6 protein-coding genes and 1 pseudogene are annotated in these 21112 nt (G+C 64.8%); all 7 read right to left on the bottom strand.

Annotation, left to right across the window (positions count from 1 at the left end; genetic code table 11):
- Positions 1 to 582 (bottom strand): annotated as a pseudogene (locus PSRA_RS00115) (hypothetical protein); the annotation flags it as partial.
- An 88-nt stretch (positions 583 to 670) separates the two neighbouring features.
- Positions 671 to 1030: a YccF domain-containing protein gene (locus tag PSRA_RS00110; RefSeq protein ID WP_094659843.1), complete on the bottom strand. Its 360-nt coding sequence runs from the start codon at positions 1028 to 1030 to the stop codon at positions 671 to 673.
- 130 nt (positions 1031 to 1160) lie between these two features.
- A complete protein-coding gene (locus PSRA_RS00105; protein WP_420820526.1) occupies positions 1161 to 2783 on the bottom strand; it encodes a ClC family H(+)/Cl(-) exchange transporter in 1623 nt (540 codons plus the stop codon).
- Positions 2784 to 3131: 348 nt separating this feature from the next.
- Positions 3132 to 3653 carry an Ig-like domain-containing protein gene (locus tag PSRA_RS00100; RefSeq protein ID WP_094659840.1) on the bottom strand — a complete coding sequence of 174 codons (522 nt, stop codon included), beginning with the start codon at positions 3651 to 3653 and terminating at the stop codon, positions 3132 to 3134.
- A gap of 718 nt (positions 3654 to 4371) precedes the next feature.
- Positions 4372 to 9186 (bottom strand): Ig-like domain-containing protein, encoded by a 4815-nt coding sequence (locus PSRA_RS00095; RefSeq protein ID WP_158216266.1) that lies wholly within the window; start codon positions 9184 to 9186, stop codon positions 4372 to 4374.
- 458 nt (positions 9187 to 9644) lie between these two features.
- A complete protein-coding gene (locus PSRA_RS00090) occupies positions 9645 to 15098 on the bottom strand; it encodes an Ig-like domain-containing protein (RefSeq protein WP_094659838.1) in 5454 nt (1817 codons plus the stop codon).
- A 600-nt stretch (positions 15099 to 15698) separates the two neighbouring features.
- A complete protein-coding gene (locus PSRA_RS09515; protein WP_094659837.1) occupies positions 15699 to 21023 on the bottom strand; it encodes an Ig-like domain-containing protein in 5325 nt (1774 codons plus the stop codon).
- Positions 21024 to 21112: the final 89 nt, after the last annotated feature.

Here is a 21112-nt window from a genome sequence, read left to right as displayed (position 1 = left end):
TCCCGCCGCCTTCCCGGCGGTCTTCCCCGCGGCCTTGGCGGCAGGCTTTCCCGCGGCCTTGGCGGCGGGCCCTCCGGCCCCTCCCGTCCGCGCGGCGTCGGCCGCGCCGGCGCGCACGGCGCGCCCCGTCACGTCATCCATGGTCGGCTCCTCCAGTCCGCCGGGGTCCCGGCCCTCCAATCCTCTCACGGACCCCGCCGCCGGCGCCACCGGCACGCCGCCCGCCGCGGGAACCCGCCGCGACGGATCGGCCCGGTCCACCCACTTGCGCAGCGTCCCGGGAGACGGATACCCCAGGCACCGGCACGTGCGCTGCACGCACCGGCCATGCGTCAGGAAATGCTCCACCGCCGCGCGCCTGAGCCCCTCGGGATACCCGCCCGCCGGCGCCGGCACCCTCGCGGGCGCGACCCTGCCCGGCACGCCCCCGTACCTCTCCGACGCGTACCGGCGGTACCACGCGCGCACCGAATGCCGGCTCGCCGGATACCCCAGCTCCCGCACCACGGCCGTCGCGCTCCGGTCCAGCCGCTCATACAACTCACACGCCCTGAGCCTCTGCTCCCGCGTATAACTAGCCATGACGCCCTCCAGTCAAAAGTCCAAGAAAACGTCACCACCTCGCAAGCCATCACATTGTTATTGGGGAGGAACTCAGTCTGTGCTGAGCTTAGAGGATCTCGGCGCCGAAGGGGGCCCAGGCGAGCTTGGCCAGCTTGAAGGCCTGCATGCCGAAGGGAATCCCGATAATCGTGACGCAGTTGAATATGCCGGCGAGGACGTAGCTCAGCGCGAACATCCATCCGAAAGTGATGGCCCACAGGAAGTTGCCGAGCGCCGACCCCACGCCGCCGCCATACACCACTTCGCGGCCGAACGGCGCAAGCGTGAGCTCCGCCGCCTTGAAGCACTGGAGTCCGAGCGGGATGCCGACAATCGTGAGGCACAGCACTCCTCCGACCACGAGCCAGCCCAAGGCGATTATCAGACCGCCGAAGACAATCCACAGAATATTCCCCAAAAAACGCATCGCATCCCCTTGGTAAGCGCCCCGTCGCATACGCCTCCACATCGGAGGCGCCGCCGGGCATCCAATACAGTATAGACAATGCCCGGAGGGCCGCAAAATCGTAAGGAAAATCGTTGCAATTCCAAGGAATTCACACGATTTTCCCGCCGTTCGCACCGCCCGGCTCGACACCGCCGCCCGCACTCGCGGCACCACTCGCCGCGCCAGCGCCTCCGCCCGACAAACCCGCACCGCCGCCCTGGCACAGCCGCCGCATCCCCTCGTGCACGCCGCTCGTATGCGACGTCGGGAACACCACCACGAGGTAATCGCCGGGAACAAGGCGCGTGGAATCGTAGGGAATAACCTCCGCCGACCCGCGGATGATCGTCACAAGAACAGCGCTGCGCGGCATATCGAGCGAGCCCACGCGCGCGCCGTCGGCAAGGCTGCCGGGCTCCACGGGGAACTCCATCATGGCGGTGCCCGAGCGCGATGACGCGCCGCCTTCATGCGAGGCCATGTAGCGGTCGAGGAGCACGGAGTAGATGGGCTGCGTATGCAGCACGTCCGACACGAACAGCGCCGTGAACGTGCAGATGGCGACGGGCAGCATATGCATGACGGACCCGGACATCTCCACCGTGAGCATGATGGCGGTAATCGGCGACTTCACGCACGCCGCGAGCGCCGCCGCCATGCCGTACACGGCGAACGCGGTGATGCCGCGCACGGGAATCTGGTCGAGAAGAGAGAGTCCCGTGCCGAACGCCGCGCCGCAGCTCGCGCCGATGGCGAGAATCGGCATGAAGATGCCGCCAGGCACGCCGCTGCCGAAGCTCGTGGCGGTGAACAGCATCTTCGCCAGCATCATGAGCGCGAGCATGCCGAACGGCATCGTGAGGCTTTCGCAGATATGGATCATCTGCTCGCCGCCGCCCAGCACATAGGGGAAGAACAGGCCGACGGGCACGGCGATGAGCATCGACAGCGGCGCGCGCATCCACTCCGGCATCCTGCCGTACAGCGTCTGCGCACCCAGGAGGAAGCGGTTCGTCAGCGCTCCGATGATTCCCACGACTATCCCGAACGGGATCATCCACAGCATACCGAACACCGACATCTGCGGGACGGTGGAGAAATCGAGCACGGGGCGCAGGCCGAACCAGTATTTCGAGACGAAATCCGCGCTGAGGCCGGCCGCGGCGGCGGTGAGCAGCACCAGCGGCGAGAAGCTGCGGTAGATCTCCTCCAGCGCGAACATCATGCCGGACAGCGGGGCGTTGAACGCGGCGCTGAGGCCGGCCGCGGCGCCGCCGGCGACGAGGAACGCGCCTTCTTCGCGCGTGCGGCGCAGCTTCCCGCCCAGCAGCTGGCTGCCGGCCGCGCCGATTTCAATGGACGGGCCCTCGCGTCCGAGCGAGAGTCCGAAGAGGCTGCACAGCGTTCCGCCGACGTATCGGACGGCGAGTACGGGCAACGCGGCGAGCTTCAGGCCGTTGAGCAGCACGCCCTTGATCTGTGGGATGCCGGAGCCCGATGCCATGGGGACTTTCTTCACCATCCACCCCACGGCGAGCCCGACAACCACGGCGAGCAGGCACCAGGGCGCTATATACAGCGGGTGCAGGCGCAGGTAGAGGTAGATGTCGGAGGCGACGCCGGTGCCCCACGCGAGCAGCCCGCGGTAGATCACGACGAGCACGCCGGAGAACAGGCCGCACAGCAGGGCCTTGCCGGCGAGGGTCCATTTGATCTGGTCGCCGTGCGACATGAAGCGGATGAGTCGCGAGCGCGGATGCACGATGCGCCTGCTGAAGTCGGGGGTGTCGGGGCCTGCGGCAGGCGCGGTCGGGGTGTCGGTGGCGGCGGCCGGGGTGGCGGTGCCGGCGGTGGCGGCGACGCCGGCACCGCCGGGGGTCGACGATGGCGCGGCGGAGGCATCGTGCATCCTCGCACCGCCGACCGTCTTATCAGCACCATCCGTTGCCTGAGCTGCACCCGCTTCTTGAGACCTCATGCTCCCATTATGCCCGCCCTCCCCTCACGCAACAATGTGATGGCTTGCGGACAAAAATCGTCGAAAAACGGCCTCGAACAGGGCGAAAATGTACGCAAGCCATCACATTGTTATTGGGGAGGGGCCGGGCCTAGGCGGCGCGAGCCCAGGCGAGCGGCTATATGCCGTACCAGCCGATGCCCTCGTAGCGCCAGCCGGCGGACAGAAGCCCGTCGCGCTGTCGGACACGCCGCTCGCGCTCATGGCGGTGATGGTGGCGGTGCCGGCGGCCACGCCGCGGACGATGCCGGAGCGGGTCACGGTGGCGACTGATTCATCGGAGGAGCTCCACGTAATGACGGTGCGGGAGCTCTTGGGCGTCAGCGAGGCGTCGAGATAGGTCTCGCCGCCCACGCCGATCTGCTTGCTCGTGGCGTTCAGCGAGATGGCGGTCGGCGCGTTCTGCTCGGAGTACGGGTCGAAGATATCCCACGGGTTCTGCTTGGTGTGGTCGCCTTTTGTGGAGGTGCCGGGGTTGGCGGGGTCGGTGATGGAGGTGTCGGGGTTGGCGGAACCGTCAGTTGCGGTGCCATCGGCGGCGCTGTCAGACGATGCAACCGACGACGAAGGTGCAAAATCGTGCACCCTCGACCGGGATTAGAGCACCAAAGACAGGCCCAGACAGAGGTAACCACCACCGAGGGTGCAATCCAATGCACCCTCGACCGGGATTAGGACGGGCGGGACGGCATTAGGACGATGCAACCGCCGCCGAGGGAGCAAAATCGTGCACCCTCGACCGGAGTTAGAGCACCAAAGACAGGCCCAGGCAGAGGTAACCGCCACCGAGGGCGCGATCCAATGCACCTTCGACCGGAGTTACCCCCGCCAAAACCGGCATCAACCTCGCCCATCCAAAGGCGAAGGTGCAAAATCGTGCACCCTCGACCGGAGTTAGAGCACCAAAGACAGGCCCAGGCAGAGGTAACCGCCACCGAGGGCGCGATCCAATGCACCCTCGACCGGGATTAGGACGGGCGGGACGGCATTAGGACGATGCAACCGCCACCGAGGGCGCAAAATCGTGCACCCTCGACCGGAGCCGGGATCAGGACGGCGGAACACGGAATCTCCCCGAAAACAATGTGATGACACCGATTCCTGGGCTCTATCTCGCCGCTCTGCGGACGGGAAGGATAGAAAAACCCGCGGGAGCCGGATAATCCGGAACCTCCCACGGGTTGGGTTGTCGGACGCCTAGCGTCTCAACGCCTCAGCACCTCAGTGTCTCAGCACTTCAGTGCCTCAACACCTCAGCACTTCAGCGCCGCACCGCACGCACACGCACGCAGCACGCGCGGCGTCACTCGGCGACGGCGTACCAGCCGATGCCCTCATCGGTCCAGCCGAAGGAGAGCAGGGTGTCGCGCTCCTGCTTGCTCACCGTGTAATGGTGGCTGTTCGCCGTGGCATTCGGGTTGTACAGACGGTACACCGGTATACCGGTGGATTCCGGCGCCGAGTACCAGCACACGCCCTCGTCCTTCCAGCCGAGGGGCACGAGGTGCGCGAGCTCGCCGAAGTCCTTGGTGTAATGGTGCTCGCCCGTGTTCGGGTTGTACACGCGGTACACCGGCACACCGGTCTTCGGCGACTGCCACGCCTCGCCCTCGTCGTTCCAGCCGACCCCCACAAGTTTCGCGCGCTCGTTGAGGTCGGCGGTGAAGAGGTGCTCGCTCGAGTTCGGGTTGTACAGACGGTACATCGTCTGGGTGGTGGCTACCTTCTCCGTAACGGTGACGAACGCCGAGGACGTGACGCCGTTCGACGATTTCGCAGTCACCTGCGCCTGGCCGGGCTTCACGCCGGTGACGGTGACGGTGCCGTCGCCGTTATCGACCAGCGTGACGGTGTCCGAACCGGTGCTCCAGGTGATGGACTTGTCGGTGGCGTTCGTCGGCAGCGCCGTGGCGCTGATGGTGACGGAGGAGCCGACCTCGACGCTCTGCGACACCGGGGTGACGACGATGCCCGTGACGGGCACGTCGATTGACGAGGCAGGGGCGACGGTCACGACGGCCCGGCCCATGATCGTCGGGTTCGAGACGGACGTCGCGCGGATCTCGGCGACGCCGGCCTTCACCGCCGTCACTTTACCGTTCTGGTCCACCGTGGCGGCATCCGGGTTGAGGCTCGTCCACGTCAGCGACGGATCCGTGGCGTTCGACGGCGTGACCGTGGTCTGAAGCTGGCCGGTCTCGCCCTCGGTGAGGTTCAGCGTAGTCGGGCTGACGGTGACCTGGTCCACGTCCACGGTTTCCGCCGGCTTGGGCTTGACGGTGACGGCGGTGGCGCCGGCGATGCCGTTCGACGCCGTGGCGGTCACGATAGCCGTGCCTTCCTTGATGGCGATCACGGTACCGTTCGCATCCACCGTGGCGACGGACGGGTTCTTGCTCTCCCACGTCAGCGTCTGGTCGGTGGCGTTCGACGGCGTGACGGTGGCCTTGATCTGGCCGGTCTCGCCTTCGACAAGGCTCAGCGGCGCCAGCGTGACGGCCGTGACCGGGATGTCGGTCTGCGCGGCGGTGACGGTCACGATGGCGGCGCCGGCCACCTTATTCGAGGCCGTGGCCGTGATGGTGGTCGTGCCTTCCTTGATGGCGGTCACGGTGCCGTTCGCATCCACCGTGGCGACGGACGGGTTCTTGCTCTCCCACGTCAGCGTCTTGTCGGTGGCATTCGTCGGCAGCACGATGGCCCTCAGCGTGCCGTTCTCGCCCTCGGTCAGCGACAGCGAGCTCGGCATCAGCGTCACCGAGGTCACATCCACGGTTTCGGGCGTCTTGGCGGTCACGATAATGCTGGCCTCGCCCTTCACGCCGCTCGTCGCGGTGGCGGTCACCGTCGCGGTGCCGGCCTTCACAGCCGTCACCAGGCCGTTCGCATCCACCGTCGCCACGGACGGATCGGAGCTCGCCCACGTCAGCGTCTGGTCCGTGGCGTTCACCGGCAGAACCAGCGTGCTCAGCGTGCCGCTCGCACCCTCGGTCAGGGTCATCGGGTTCGGCGTAAGCACAACGTTGATCACCGGAACCGTAATCGGCGTCGGGTCGGTGACGGTGACGGTCGCCTCGCCCTTCACGCCGTTCGACGCTGTGGCGGTCACCGTCGCGGTGCCGGCCTTCACAGCCGTCACCAGGCCGTTCGCATCCACCGTCGCCACGGACGGATCGGAGCTCGCCCACGTCAGCGTCTTGTCGGTGGCGTTCACCGGCAGAACCACAGCCGTCAGCGTACCGGCTTTACCGGTTGTGAGAGCCAGCGGATTCGGCGTCAGGGTCACCGACGCCACGTCCACGATTTCGGGCGTCTTGGCCGTCACGATCACGGTCGCCTCGCCCTTCACGCCGTTCGACGCTGTGGCGGTCACCGTCGCGGTGCCGGCCTTCACAGCCGTCACCGTACCATTCGCATCCACCGTGGCGACCGACGGATCGGAGCTGGTCCACGTCAGCGTCTGGTCCGTGGCGTTCGTCGGCAGCACCGCGGCCTTCAGCTGGCCGCTCGTACCTTCGGTGAGAGCCAGCGGATTCGGCGTCAGGCTCACGATGGTCACCGGAACCCTCTGAGGCTCCTTGGGCGTCACGGTCACCGCGGCGGTGGCCGTCTTGCCGTTGGCGGAACGCGCCGTAATCGTGGCGGCGCCGGCCTTGACGGCGGTCACGACGCCGCGGGACACGGTGGCGACGGACGGATCGGAGCTCGTCCACGTCAGCGACTTATTCGTGGCGTTCGTCGGCAGGACGGTGGCGGTCAGCGTCTGCGTGTCGCCTTCGGTGAGGCTGAGAGACGATGCATCCAGCGTCACGGAGGTCACGTCGACGGTCGGGGTCGAGCCACCGCCGACCGTCACCACCGCGGTGCCGGTTTTGCCGCCGGCGGTCAGGGTGATCGTGGTGCTGCCGGCCTTGATGCCGCGCACGGTGCCGTCGGAATCCACGAAGGCGACGGACGGGGCCGCGGAGCTCCAGGCGGCGTCGGTCACCGTGGCGTTCGACGGGCTATACGATGCGCTCAGCGTGCCGGTCGCGCCGACGGCGATCTGCTGCGTGGCGGGAGACAGCGCGATGGAGTCGACGGCGACATCCTTGGTGGAATCGTGCAGGACGTACACGGTTCCTTTCTTGATCTCGCCGTTGTTGCTCGTGGCGGTGATGGTGGCGGTGCCGGCCTTGACGGCGGTCACCGTACCATTCGCGTCCACCGTGGCCACGGACGGGTCGGAGCTCTTCCACGTCACGGTTTTGTTCGAGGCATCGGGCGGATAGATAACCGTCTTGTAGGTGTGGGTCTCGCCCTCATTGAGCTGCACGGCGCTGTCGCCCTCGAACTCCACGCCGTTCACAGGCACGGCGCCGCTGGTGGAGTTGACGACCACGAAGAGGTAGCCCGACACGCCGCCGCATTTGGCATACACGGAGGCGTAGCCGGCCATGTTGCCGGTGACGGTGCCATCGGCGGAGACGCTGGCCACCGTCGGGTTGCTGGATGTCCACATCAGGGTTTTGTCGGTGGTGTTCTCAGGAGACACCGTGGCACCGACCTTATGGGAGCCGCCTTCGGTCAGGGTCAGCGTCGCGCCACCCCACTGATCAAGCGTCACGGCGCTGTCGGCCGTGAAAGTCACGGAGGTGGCCGCGACGGCATCCTTCGAGGTGACCTTGACGGTAGCCGTGGCGCTCGCGCCGCTGGGAGCGGTGGCCGTCACCGTGGTGGTGCCGGCCTTGACGCCGCGCACGGCGCCGGTCGAGGCATAGACCGTGGCGATGGAGGGATCGGCCGAGGTCCACGTAATCTTCTGGTTCGAGGCGTCGGACGGCGTGACGGTGGCGGCCAGCGCATCGGAGCCGCCTTCGACCACGCTCAGCGAATCCTTGCTCAGCGTGACGCTCTGCACCGGGTTCGGGTCGATATGACCCGTGCCGGTGACGGTGACGTCATACGATGCCGTCACGTTGCTCGCGGACACCGCCGTGATGGTGGCGCTTCCCGGCTGGATGCCGGTGACGAGGCCGTTCGCATCCACATACGCGATGGTGCTGTCGGAGCTGTACCAGGTGACGGCCTTGTCGGTGGCATTGCTCGGCGTGGCGGCGGCGGTCAGCTGCAGCGTGGCGTCGGCGTCGACGCTGTGGCCGTCACCGGAAATCGTCAGCGCGCTCACCGGCGTCTGCGTGCCGCTGAAAGCGGGCACGGTGACGGTGATGGAGCTGTTCTTGCCGCCCGCGCAGGCGTAAATCGTGGCACTGCCGGGCTTGAGGGCCGTGATATAGCCGTTGCCATCCACATACACAGTGGTGGGATCGGACGACCTCCACGACACCGCGGTGTTCGACGCATCGGACGGCGCAACAGTGGCGCTCAGCTGCTTGCCGGCGCCCGTCTGCAGCGTCTGATCACCATCGGCCATCGTGACGCCGCTGACGGCGGTCTGCCCGTCGCCGGTGACGGTGACGGTGATATCGGCGGTTTCCTTACCGTTGCTGACATGCAGCGTGGTGGTGCCCACGCCGGTCGCCACGATGGTGTTCTCCGCATACTCCCCGTTGGACTCCGGCACGGCGTACCAACCGCTGGGATTCTCGAGCTTCGCGACGGTTTCATCGTCGCTCGTCCAGGTCACCCACGGATTCGTGAGGTCGGGCGTGCCGATGTAGGCCCTGACATCGACGCTCTGGCCAACGGTGGTGCTGTATTTTCCGGTACCGATGACCGTGATGCCCTCGTAGGAGAGGTCTCGCACATGCACGATGCATGTGGAGTAGACGCCATCGCTAGCGGTGGCGCGAATCACCGCCGTACCGACGCCGATGCCGCCGATGCGGCCCGTGGAGTCGACCGTGGCGATGTTCTCGTCAGACGATGAGAACGTGACGCCCGTCGACTGCGAGGCGTACAGCGGGAAGGTGGACTTGATATTGAGGTCGAGCTCCGTCGCATTGAGCTCGATGGAGCTGACATTCGCGCTCGACGACGAGTTCGTGTCGGATGCGAAGGCGATGGAGGGCGTCGAGGTTGCGACGATTCCTCCGGTGAACAACATGGCCGCGGACGCCAGAAGGCCGATGGCCTTTCGGCGCACGCCGCCCCGGGTGTTTGCGATTTCCCTTATCATCCATGCCCTTTCAAACAATAGATATGCGGGGGTGAGCGGCCTGACTGGCGCACGGGCCCCGGATGGGTCGGGGCGCGGCGCGACGGGGCCGCGTATTCTCTGTTTCGGCAGCGCGGCATTCTCCAATGTCACGCCCTGTGCCGAGTGTGGAAGGCTCTCGAACGCCTCCCTGGGGTTCAAGAAAATCCTCGAACGATTCAATTTTACCCATATCCACGATTGCCTCGGCCCTGCTTTCCAAATGCGCCGTGATGCCTCTAAGGCATCGTCGCGCGTTTCTCGAACAGCGGGAGCATGGACAGCCGAGGCATCAAACAGCGGAGGCATCGTGGATCGGAAGCGCCGGCATAACGAAACGGGCGCCGCGGGCCTCCCGAAGGAAGCTCACGACGCCCGCCAGAGGCATCAGCCGAAGCGACCAATCACCGCCCGGCCCATACGGGCCGGAGCGGAATCGACTACTCCTTCACGCCGTACCAGCCGATGTCCTCGTAGTTCCAGCCAATCTTGCGGAGATTTTCAATCTCGCCCCAGCTGGAGGAATAGTGGTGCGAGAACTGCGAGGCGTTCGGGTTGTACAGGCGGTACACCGGAATGCCGGTCGACTTAGGCGCCGAGTACCACTTCACGCCCTCGTTCCTCCAACCGGCATCCGTCAGATGCTGGAGCTCGGTGAGGTCGAGAGTGTAGTGATGGTCACCGGTATTCGGGTTGTACACGCGGTACACCGGGGTGCCCGTCGTCGGAGCCGTCCAGGCATAGCCCTCGTCCGTCCAACCGATCTTGATGAGAACCCCGATCTCGTTCTGATCCGAGGAGAACAGGTGCTCACCCGAATTCGGATTGTACAGACGCTCCATCTTGACGGTGTCGGAGGTGGTCTTGGCAGCGACCTTCACGGCGGCCTGGGCGCTCACACCGTTGTTGGTGTAGGCGTAGATCGTAGCGGTGCCTTCCTTGACAGCCGTCACCACACCGTTCTGGTCGACCGTGGCGATGGACTCGTTGAGGCTCTTCCACGTCACGGTCTTGTCCGTGGCGTTGGACGGGGTCACGATGGCGGTCAGCTGCTGCATATCGCCTTCGGCAAGGGACAGCGGATTCGGGGTGATGGCCAGCGACTGCACCGGGACCACGGACGGGTTCACCGTCACGATGGCCGTGTTCGAGTAACCGGAGGCGTTGGCGGTGATGGCGGCCGTACCGCCCTTGACACCGGTCACGAGACCATTCGCGTTCACCGTAGCGATGGAGGTATCGCTGCTGGTCCAGGTCACGGTCTTGTTCGTGGCGTTCGCCGGGGTGACGGTGGCGGTCAGCTGAACGGTCTGGCCGGCGGTCACGCTGGCGTTCTCAGGAGCAACGGTCACGCCGGTCACCGCAATCGCGGCGGCCTTGACGGTCACCGTGACGGTGCCGCTCACGCCGTTCGACGTGAAGGCGGTGATCTTAGCGGTACCTTTCTTGACACCGGTCACCACGCCGTTCTGATCAACCGTGGCAACGGACTGGTTATCGCTAATCCACGTCAGGGACTGGTCGGTGGCGTTCGCCGGAGCGACGGTGGCGGTCAGCCGCGTCGTGGCGCCCTCGACCACCGAGGGGTTCGACGGAGACAGGGACACGCCCGTCACCGGGACGGAGACGGCGGACACCGTCACCGTGGCCTCCCCGCTCACGCCGTTCTTGGTGAAGGCGGTGATCTTAGCGGTGCCTTCCTTGACACCGGTCACCACGCCATTCGCATCAACCGTGGCAACGGACTGGTTATCGCTAATCCACGTCAGGGACTGATCGGTGGCATTCGCCGGGAGCACGGTCGCGGTCAGCCGCGTGGCAGCGCCGACCTTGACGCCCACCGTCGCCGGAGAGACGGAGACGGATTCGACGGCCACGGTCTTTGCAGTCACATTGATGGTCGAGTAGGCGGTGTAGGAGCCGGCCTTGGCACTGATGGAGGCGGTGCCCTGAGCGCGGGCCGTCACGATGCCGTTCGCGTCCACCGTCGCGACGGACGGATTGGAAGAGGTCCACGTCACGGTCTTGTTCGTGGCGTTCGACGGAGACACGGTCGCGGTCAGCTGCGTCGCGTCACCGACGTACAGGCTCTTGATGGACGGGGTCACGCTCACGCCGGTCACCGGAACCGTCGCCGGGTTCACGGTCACGGTGCAGGTGGCGGACTTGCCGTTCGACGACTTCGCAGTGATCGTGGCGGTACCGGCCTTCACAGCCGTCACAATGCCACCGTTCACCGTCGCCACGGACGGATCGGAGCTCTCCCACGTGATCGTCTTATCGGTCGCGTTGCTCGGAGTCACCGAAGCCGTCAGAGTGCCGTTCTGGCCCTCGACAAGCTTCAGGGAATCCGTGGAAATCGTCACACCGGTCACGGGAACCGGCTGCGGCTCCGCATCCTTCACGGTCACGGTCACGGTAGCGGACTTGTCTCCCGCCTTCGCAATGAGGAAGGTGGAACCCTTGGCCACGCCGTGCACGAGACCCGTGTTGTCCACGGTCGCGACGGACGGATCGGTGGAGGTCCACGTCACGGTCTTGTCGGTCGCGTTATCCGGCTTCACGGTTGCCGACACGGCGTTGTACTCGCCAACGGTCAGTGTCAGGGAAGACGGCTCCACGGTCACCTCGGACACGGCCACGGTCTTCGCGGTCACGGTGACGGTGCAGGTGGCGGTCTTGCCGTTCGACGACTTCGCAGTGATCGTGGCGGTACCGGCCTTCACAGCCGTCACCACACCACCGCTCACCGTCGCCACGGACGGATCGGAGCTCTCCCACGTAATCGTCTTGTCGGTCGCGTTGCTCGGGGTCACCGAAGCCGTCAGCGTACCGTTCTGGCCCTCGACAAGCTTCAGGGAATCCGTGGAGATCGTCACACCGGTCACGTCGACGGTCGCCGGGTTCACGGTCACGGTAGCCGAAGCGGTCTTGCCGTTCGACGACGTCGCGGTGATCGTGGCGGTACCGGCCTTCACAGCCGTCACCTTGCCGTTGCTCACCGTCGCCACGGAATCGTCGGAGCTCTTCCACGTCACCGTCTTATCCGTCGCGTTCGACGGAGCCACGGTGGCGGTCAGCGTCGCCGAATCGCCCTCGGTCAGGGTCAGCGCGGACTGGTCGAGCGTCACGGACTTCACATCGACAATCGGGGCCGCGCAGGTCACGTCCGACAGGCTCGTGGAGCCGCTCGTCCAGCTCACAGGGCCGCCGTTGTAATCCATGCCCGGAACCATATCGGCCGGGTAACGGTTCGTACCGCTGCCGTTATCGCTGAGAATCACCTTCGCGCCCGACGCCAGATCGTCAGGAACCTCATACATATAGGTACCCGACTTGGCGCAGTTATCGTCGGCCGTCATCTGGGTCAGCGCAACACCAGGCCACTTCGCGTTCGACGCCGCGGAGGTGCCGGAACCCGTGTACATATACGCGTACACCGTGGACCAGCCACTCGGCTTCGTCACATAGATGACGTTCGCGGCTGCCGGGGCGGTGCCAGTCACGGTCACGGTGATGGAATCGGACTTGCTGCCGGCCTTGGCGGTAATGGTGGCGGAGCCCGCCTTCTTGGCGGTCACCGTGCCATCGGAGGCAACGGAGGCGACGGCGGAGTTGGAGGAGCTCCAGGAGACCTTGGCCGTGGACGGATCCACGGTGGCCGTGAGCTTCTTCGTGGTGGAGCCGGCGGAGATGTCGGTGGTGTAGTCATCCTGGTCGATGGAGACGGAGTTCACCGTCACCGTCTGGCAAGACATCTCGGTCCAGCTGGTGCCGCCGTCCCAGTAGTACGTGCCATCAATCTGCAGGCCGGCGGCGTCATCGCCTTGGGTGGTGTCGGCCGGGTACTTCGTCGAGGTTCCGGTCTGGCCGTCGGTGAAGATGACGCGCACGGTGCCGTCGTAATCCGAGGGGATCTCGTAACGGTACATGCCGGCTTCGCCGCAGCTATCAGCCGCCGTGAGCTTGGTCATCGCCACGCCAGGCCATGCGGCATTCTGCGTGATGCTGGCCGCGCTCGGATCGTCGATGTAGACGTACGCGTAGAGGCTCGCCCAGCTCGCCGGCTTCGTGGCATAGGCCACGCTGACGGCACTCGGGTCTTTCTTCTTGTACGTGTAGGTGGCCTTGTAGGAGTTGCCGTCCTTGTCGGTGGCGGTCAGCGTCAGCGTCACGGTCTCGCCGTAGGAGATGCTGGAGCCGACGGTGATGGTGTCGCCGTTGGAGAAGGAGCCGGACTTGCCTTCGCTGGTGCTGTAGGACGTGGTCTTGCAGTTGTCGTTGGCGATCAGCGTCACGTCGAGCGAGTCCGTGGTGAAGGACTTGCCGTCGGCCACGGAGGCGCTGATGTTGCACAGCGAGCTGTTGTGGTTGTAGAACACGCTCACCTTGCCGCCCTTGGCGGTGCCGGAGGTGATCTTGCCGCCGGACACGGTGATGGTGCCGTTGGAGACCTCATCGGTGTAAGTGCCGTCGTCCAGCTTGACGGAGGTGCCGGAAAGGTTGGCGTCGCCGCCCATGTTGGCGATCACGACGCCGTCGTTCTGGCTGTTTCCATCGGACTTGTAGCGCTCAATCATGAGGCAGGAGTTGCTGCCGCAATTGGCCATATACTCGGCATTGCCGTCCATCTGGTTGCGGAAGTGATTGACCGCCGCCACCTGCGGGTCCTTGTACAGGTCGGAGCCCTTGTCGCCAAGCTTGGTCTGCTCCGTGTACTGTGCGTTGTTGCCACCGGAGCCGTAAGGACGGTCGAAGAACAGCGGGGCGCCTTCGGCGCGGGCACCGATGATGGCCCAGCCCATGGTGAGCTGGTAATCTGTGATGCCCACGGAGAGCTTGTCGGTGTTCGCATAGTTATCGTGAGATTCAACCCACGTGACGAGGCGATCCGGATTGACCGAGGAATTGTAGCTGCCCAGGCTGCCGGCATTGAGGTTGCTGCTCGTGATGGCGTTACGAATCGTGTAGCCGTACTGAGAAGCCGTCACACCGCCGCCGTTGGAGGAAGCATTGGAGAAGAGGTTCGCGTAGTCGTTGTCGCGGGAGATGGAGTCATGGAGCACCTCGCCGTACTGATACTGCGCGCCGTTGTTCAGGATGTAGGTCCAGTACGGAGAGCCGTTCGAATCAGAGGAGAACTCGCCCGGGAGCTCGATATGCTTGGCCGCGTCGAAACGGAAGCCATCGGCGCCGTCCTGCACAACCTCCTGCAGGAAGCTCTGCATGGCCTTGCCGTTGTCGGGGTTGTTCGAATCGATGTCCCACAGGCCGAGCAGGCACTTGTGAGTGACCTTCCAGCGGTCGCCCCATTCATTATTCCCGACACTCTCGTGTGGGTGGTACAGGCTGGCGTTCGCCCAGCGGCCCTGGATGGCGCCGAAGTCGGCGGTCATGTGGTTGGCCACGACGTCGACGATGATACGGATGCCATACTCATGCGCCTTGGCGCACATGGCCTTGAACTCATCCTCGGTACCGACCACGAAGTTGCCGACCTGGGTGTCGATCGGCTGGTACACGTAGTACCAGTTCTCGTCGAACTTCATGCCGTTGGCGGTGTTCTGCTTGCACTTCTGGATCGGCTCCGTCTGGATCGACGTATAGCCGGCAGCGGCGATATCCGCCATATTCGCAGAAATCGTATTGAAAGACCACTCCCAGGCGTGGAGAATGGCGCCGTCCTTCATTTCCTTGGTGAAGCCGTACTTCTGGCGCGCGGCTTCGAACGTGGCGTTACCGAGCGTACGGTCATAGCTGGTCGTACTGGCGGCGGACGCCGTGGTGGTCGTCGACGAGGCGACGATGATTCCTCCGGTGAGGAGCGTGGCCATCGCCACCAGAAGGCCCACTGCCTTCCTGGCTACGCGGCTGCGCATGCTAGTCCCTTCCATTACCGATCCTTTCAGACGGAATGAATAACTGTGTGATTTCCTGCACCCTTCCGCGCCTCTCAGTACGGTCGGGCGATGGCATCGCTTCCGTGTGATGCCTTGCTTTCCCTTGGCGATCCCTCAACCGATACGGAACCGCCGAACGCATTGCGACGAAGCGTTGTAAGACGTCGTTGTAACGCGTTCGAGGAAACTAGTTATCTATGATAGCGGAAAAGCGCCGGCCATGTATATGCCGTGTGTTGCGTTCCGCCTTGATTTTTCAACGATTTTCACACTGCGCAAGAGGTGTTGTCAGGTGTTCGACAGGGGTTTGCGCGCGGGATCGGGCGGATTCCGGCCATCGCGCAGACGGCGTTCGCGTTCATGCACACCGGGGTGGGTTCATGTTCGTTCGTGCACAAATTGGTCTCATGTGTGCACGTTTTACCCGTACTCTTTTGGCGAAACGGGGGTGCGGATCCAAGAACGATCCAAGAACACCGGTACGGGGGGAGATTCCAGGCATGCAAAAACGGGCGCCGCGGGCTTCCCGAAGGAAGCTCACGACGCCCGTGGGATGGACGCCCGTGGAGTGTCAGCGTCCGGAATCCAATCCGGTTACGCCTTCACGCCGTACCAGCCGGTGCCCTCGCGGTTCCAGCCGGATCGATACAGATGGTCGACCTCGTTCCAATCCGTCGTGTAGTGGTGCGAGAACTGAGAGGCGTTCGGGTTGTACATGCGGTACACCGGAATGCCGGTCGACGCAGGCGCCGAGTACCAGCCGATGCCCTCGTCCGTCCAACCGATCTTCGTCAGCCCAGCAACCTCGGCTTCGTCGAGCGTGTAATGATGCTCGCCGGTGTTCGGATTGTACAGGCGGCGCACCGGGGTGCCCGTCGTCGGAGCCGTCCAGGCATAGCCCTCGTCGGTCCAACCAATCTTGGTGAGAATCCTGATCTCGTTCTGATCCTTCGAGAAGAGGTGCTCGCCCGAATTCGGATTGTACAGACGCTCCATCTTGACGGTCGTCTCAACAACCGGCTTGGCGGTCACCAGCACAAGCGCGGAAGCGCTCTTCTTGCCGTCCACCGTAGTCACGGTCACGGTCGTCGCGCCGACCGTGAGGGCGGTCACCACGCCGTTCGTATCCACCGTGGCGATGGCCGGGTCGCGAACCGTCCATGTCACTGCCTTGTTCGTGGCGTTCGACGGAGCAACAACCGCGGCCAGCTGCGTAGTCTGGCCAACGGTCACGCTGGCACGGCTCGGGCTCACGGTCACGCCGGTCACCGGAACAACCGGCGTGGTCTTGGCAGACACCGTCACCGTGGCGGCGCCGCTCACGCCGTTCGACGTGAAAGCGACGATCCTCGCGGTGCCTTCCCTGACACCGGTCACCACACCATTCGCATCAACCGTGGCAACGGACGGAGTCTCGCTGTACCACGTCACGGTCTTGTCCGTGGCGTTCGACGGAGCCACGGTCGCGGCCAGCTGCGTAGTCTGGCCAACGGTCACGCTGGCGCTGCCCGGGCTCACGGTCACGCCGGTCACCGGAACAACCGGCGTGGTCTTGGCAGACACCGTCACCGTGGCGGCGCCGCTCACGCCGTTCGACGTGAAAGCGACGATCCTCGCGGTGCCTTCCCTGACACCGGTCACCACACCATTCGCATCAACCGTGGCAACGGACGGAGTCTCGCTGTACCACGACACCGCCTTGTTCGTCGCATTCGACGGAGCAACAACCGCGGCCAGCTGCGTAGTCTGGCCAACGGTCACGCTGGCGCTGCCCGGGCTCACGGTCACGCCGGTCACAGGAACCGTCGCCGGGTTCACCGTCAGCGTGCAGGTGGCGGACTTGCCACCCGCCGTCGCGGTAATCGTGGCGGTGCCGGCCTTCACAGCCGTCACCGTGCCATTCGCGCTCACCGTGGCCACCGACGAATCGGAGGAGCGCCAGGTCACCGTCTTATCCGTTGCATTGCTCGGAGCCACGGTGGCGGTCAGCGTCTCGGAATCGCCCTCGGTCAGGTCCAGCGCGGACTTGTTCAGCGTCACCGACGTCACGTCGACGGTTGTCTGCGACTTGCTCACGATAACCGTGGCGTAGCTGGAGATCTTGCCGTCCGCCGACGTGGCGACGATCTGCGTGCTGCCTTCGCCGACAGCCGTCGCCAGACCGTTCTGGTCAACGATGGCGACGGATGCGTTGTTGCTCTTCCACGTCACGGTCTTGTTCGTGGCGTTGTTCGGAAGCACGATGGCGGACAGCTGCTGGCTGGCGCCGACGGTCAGGGTGCTGGTGCCCGGCTGCACGATGATCTGCTTGACGTCGACGATTTCCGGCGCCTTGGCCTTGACAGTCACCACGGCCTGCGCATACTTGCCGTTCGACGCGGTGGCCTTGATGATGGCGCCGCCTTCCTTAACAGCCGTCACGATGCCGTTGTTCACCGTCGCCACGGAATCATCCGAAGAGCTCCACGTAATCGTCTTGTCGGTCGCATTGCTCGGGGTCACCGAAGCCGTCAGGGTACCGTTCTGGCCCTCGACAAGCTTCAGGGAATCCGTGGAGATCGTCACGCCGGTCACGTCGATCCTCTCCGGCGTCTTGGCCTTCACGGTCACGGTGCAGGTGGCGGTCTTGCCGTTCGACGACTTCGCGGTGATCGTGGCGGTGCCGGCCTTCACAGCCGTCACAATGCCACCGTTCACCGTCGCCACGGACGAATCCGAAGACGACCACGTAATCGTCTTGTCGGTCGCGTTGCTCGGAGCCACCGAAGCCGTCAGAGTACCGTTCTGGCCCTCCACAAGCTCCAGTGAATCCGTGGAAATCGTCATGCCGGTCACGTCGATCCTCTCCGGCGTCTTGGCCTTCACGGTCACAGTAGCCGAAGCGGACTTGCCGTTCGACGCCGTCGCGGTGATCGTGGCAGTGCCGGCCTTCACAGCCGTCACCACACCGTTGTTCACCGTCGCCACGGACGAATCCGAAGACGACCACGTAATCGTCTTGTCCGTGGCATTGCTCGGAGCCACGGTGGCGGTCAGCGTCTCGGAATCGCCCTCGGTGAGGCTCAGCGCGGACTTGTTCAGCGTCACGGACGTGACGGCAACCGTGGGCGGCGTGCAGGTGGCGTCGGTGAAGCTCGACTGGCCGCTCGCCCACGTCACGGCGCCGCCGGTGTAGGCGAGGCCGGGCTGCCGCGAGGCCGGGTACTGGTTGGAGCCCTTGTCGCTGAAGATCACCTGCGAGTCCTCGGCCAGATCATCTGGCACCTCGTACATATAGGTGCCGGACTTGGCGCAGGAATCGTCGGAGGTCATCTGCGTCAGAGCAACGCCGGGCCATGCCGCGTTCTGCGTCTTGCCGCCGTTCGCGTACACATACGCGTACACCGTGCTCCAGCCACTCGGCTTCGTCACGTAGATGATGTTGTTCACGGCGGAGGTGACGGTGACAGGCACCGTGACGGTCTTGCCGTTATTCGACGTCGCGGTGATGGTGGCGGTGCCGCGCTTGACGGCCGTCACCTTGCCGGTGGAGTCAACGGAGGCCACGGAGGAGTCGGAGCTCGACCACGTGATGCGCTTGACCGTCGCGTTGCTCGGGGCCACGGTGGCGGTCAGCTGCGCCGTGTCGCCCTTGAGCATGTCGAGGCTCGTCGGCGTCACGGACACCGATTCGACCGGGGTCACCTGGCCCGTCACCGTCACAGTGACGGAGGCGCTGAGGCTGTTCGTGGTGGTGGCGGTGATCGTGGCCGTGCCGGCCTTGAGCATCGTCACGGTGCCGGTGGAATCGACGGAGGCCACGGACTCGTCGGAGCTCGACCACGTCACGGTCTGGCTGGCGCCTTCTGGCGCGACGGTCGCCTTGAGGCGGGTCGTGTCATTGCCCGTGGAGATATCGCGCGTCACGGTGCCGTTCGAAACATCGTCGCCGGAAATCGTGACGCCGGTCGGCTGCACCCTGCTGCGGCTGCCGGTGAAATTCGGTTCCTCGGCGTCGATGTAGGTGTCGGCGTTCCAGCCGTTCTTCTGCAGATACGTCACGCAGTACTTGTCACAGGGGCTTTCGGTGCCGTCGCTCGGGTCCCATGTAGGGTCGCCGAATTTCACATACGAATACGTGTGCTCGATGCTCGAGCCGTCGGCCGCCGTGCCCTTGACGGTCACGGTGATGACGTCGCCGCCGGAGGCGTTGGCGCCGATGGTGATGACGTCGCCGTCCTTATAGGAGCCGGACTGGCCGTCGGACACGGAATACGTGGTGTTCGTGGCCTGGTAGGCGCGCAGGGTGATCTTCTTCGACGTGCCGGGAATCGTGCCCTTGTTCGGGTAGGCCTCGGCGGTGGAGACGATGGGGTTGCGCGTCTTGTTCGAGAAGGCGGCCACGGACTTGGCCTTGACCGTGCCGGACGTGATGGTGCCGCCGGAGACGGTCAGCGTGCTGCCGGTGACCTCGTCCTTGTAGGTGCCGTTCGCGAGCTTGGTGGAGGTTCCGGCCAGGCTCTTGTCGCTGCCGTTGGCATTCGCCACCACGACGCCGTCCTGCGCGGAGGAGCCGGCGTAGCGCTCGACCATGAGGCACAGGTCGTCGCCACAGTTGGAGACGTTCGAGTTCTCGCCGATCATGGAGTTGCGGAAGTGGTTGACGGCTACGATTCGCGGATCCTTCCACATGTCGTCGCCGGCGTCGCCCAGCTTCGAGTTCTCGGTGAAGGGGCCGCTGCCGTTGCCGTAGGTGCCCTTGCCGCCGGTGCCGTAGGTGCCGCCATCCTTGTACGGACGGTCGAAGAAGAGAGTCATGCCGTTCTTCTGCGCGGTGATGCCGGCCCAGCCGTACATGATCCACTCGTCGTCGAGCTCCTGCGGGATGTTGGCCTCGCCATTGGCGAAGTTATCGTGGGACTCAACCCAGTTGACGCTCTTGTCTTCAGTCACCTTGTTGTGCTGCGTGAAGTGGCTCGCGGACAGGGAGCCGTGCTGCACGCCGTTGCGCACTTCGTGACCGAAGCTGGAATCGGTGATGCCGCCCTTGCCGGTGGAGCTGTTCCAGAACAGATCCGCGTAATCGGCCTCGCGCACGTTCGCGTCCTCGAGGACCTCGCCGTACTGGTATTGCGCGCCGTTGGGAAGGATCGTGTTCCAGTAATTCGACGTCTTGCCGCCGAACACCTCGTCGGGCAGCTCGATATGCTTGGCCGCGTCATAACGGAAGCCGTCGGCGCCGTCGGCCACCATCTGCTTGAGCAGGTCAGCCATGCCCTGCGTCACGGTCGGGTCCTGCGTGTTGAGATCCCACAGGCCGGACAGCTTGTGCTGCGTGCAGTCCTCGCGATTGTTGTAATCGGAGATCTGCTTGTCTTCATGGAAGTAGCTCTTGTTGCGCCAGCGGTCGGCGATCACATCGAAGTCGGACGTGAAGTGGTTCGCCACCACGTCCACGATGATGCGCACGCCGTACTTATGCGCGGTCTCGCACAGTTCCTTGAAATCGTCCTCCGAGCCGACCACGTAGTTGCCGATGGACATGTCGACCGGCTGGTAGACGTAGTACCAGTTGAGGTACCAGTTGCCCGTGCCGAGCTTGCGGTTGTCCTTGATCTTCTGGATCGGCTCCGTCTGCACGGAGGTGTAGCCGGCCGCCGCGATGTCGGGGATGTTCTCCTCGATGGTCTTGAACGACCATTCGAAGGCATGGAGGGTCGCGCCCTCCCTCATGTTCTCCGCCAGGCCGTATTTCTGCCGCGCCGCCTGGAACGACGCATTGCCCAGCGTCCTGTCATAGCTGGTGCCGGTGGCCGCGCTCGCCTGCGTCTGGGGCAGGGACGCCGCGACGATGCCGGCGGTGAACAGCGTGGCGAGGGCCGCGAGGAACGCACAGATCCTCCGGCTGACGCCGACGCGCCACTTGTTTCTATCTCCCATTTCCGGTTCCTTCCGAATGAGACCGTGATTTCTCTGATGCCGGGACTTCTCGGAAGAACGAACAGGGGGAAGGCGGACCGGCAGCCGGC

Origin of the sequence: Pseudoscardovia radai, from assembly GCF_002259605.1 — a bacterium.
Taxonomy (GTDB): Bacteria; Actinomycetota; Actinomycetes; order Actinomycetales; family Bifidobacteriaceae; genus Pseudoscardovia; species Pseudoscardovia radai.
Note: the sequence above shows the minus strand (reverse complement) of the source record. Positions and strands in the feature narration are given on the sequence as shown.

What these genes read in the sequence shown, in the direction of transcription:
- PSRA_RS00110 (WP_094659843.1), bottom strand. Translation starts at nt 1,030, where the DNA reads ATGCGTTTTTTGGGGAATATTCTGTGGATTGTCTTCGGCGGTCTGATA.
- PSRA_RS09515 (WP_094659837.1), bottom strand. Translation starts at nt 21,023, where the DNA reads ATGGGAGATAGAAACAAGTGGCGCGTCGGCGTCAGCCGGAGGATCTGT.
- PSRA_RS00105 (WP_420820526.1), bottom strand. Translation starts at nt 2,783, where the DNA reads ATGTCGCACGGCGACCAGATCAAATGGACCCTCGCCGGCAAGGCCCTG.
- PSRA_RS00090 (WP_094659838.1), bottom strand. Translation starts at nt 15,098, where the DNA reads ATGGAAGGGACTAGCATGCGCAGCCGCGTAGCCAGGAAGGCAGTGGGC.
- PSRA_RS00095 (WP_158216266.1), bottom strand. Translation starts at nt 9,186, where the DNA reads ATGATAAGGGAAATCGCAAACACCCGGGGCGGCGTGCGCCGAAAGGCC.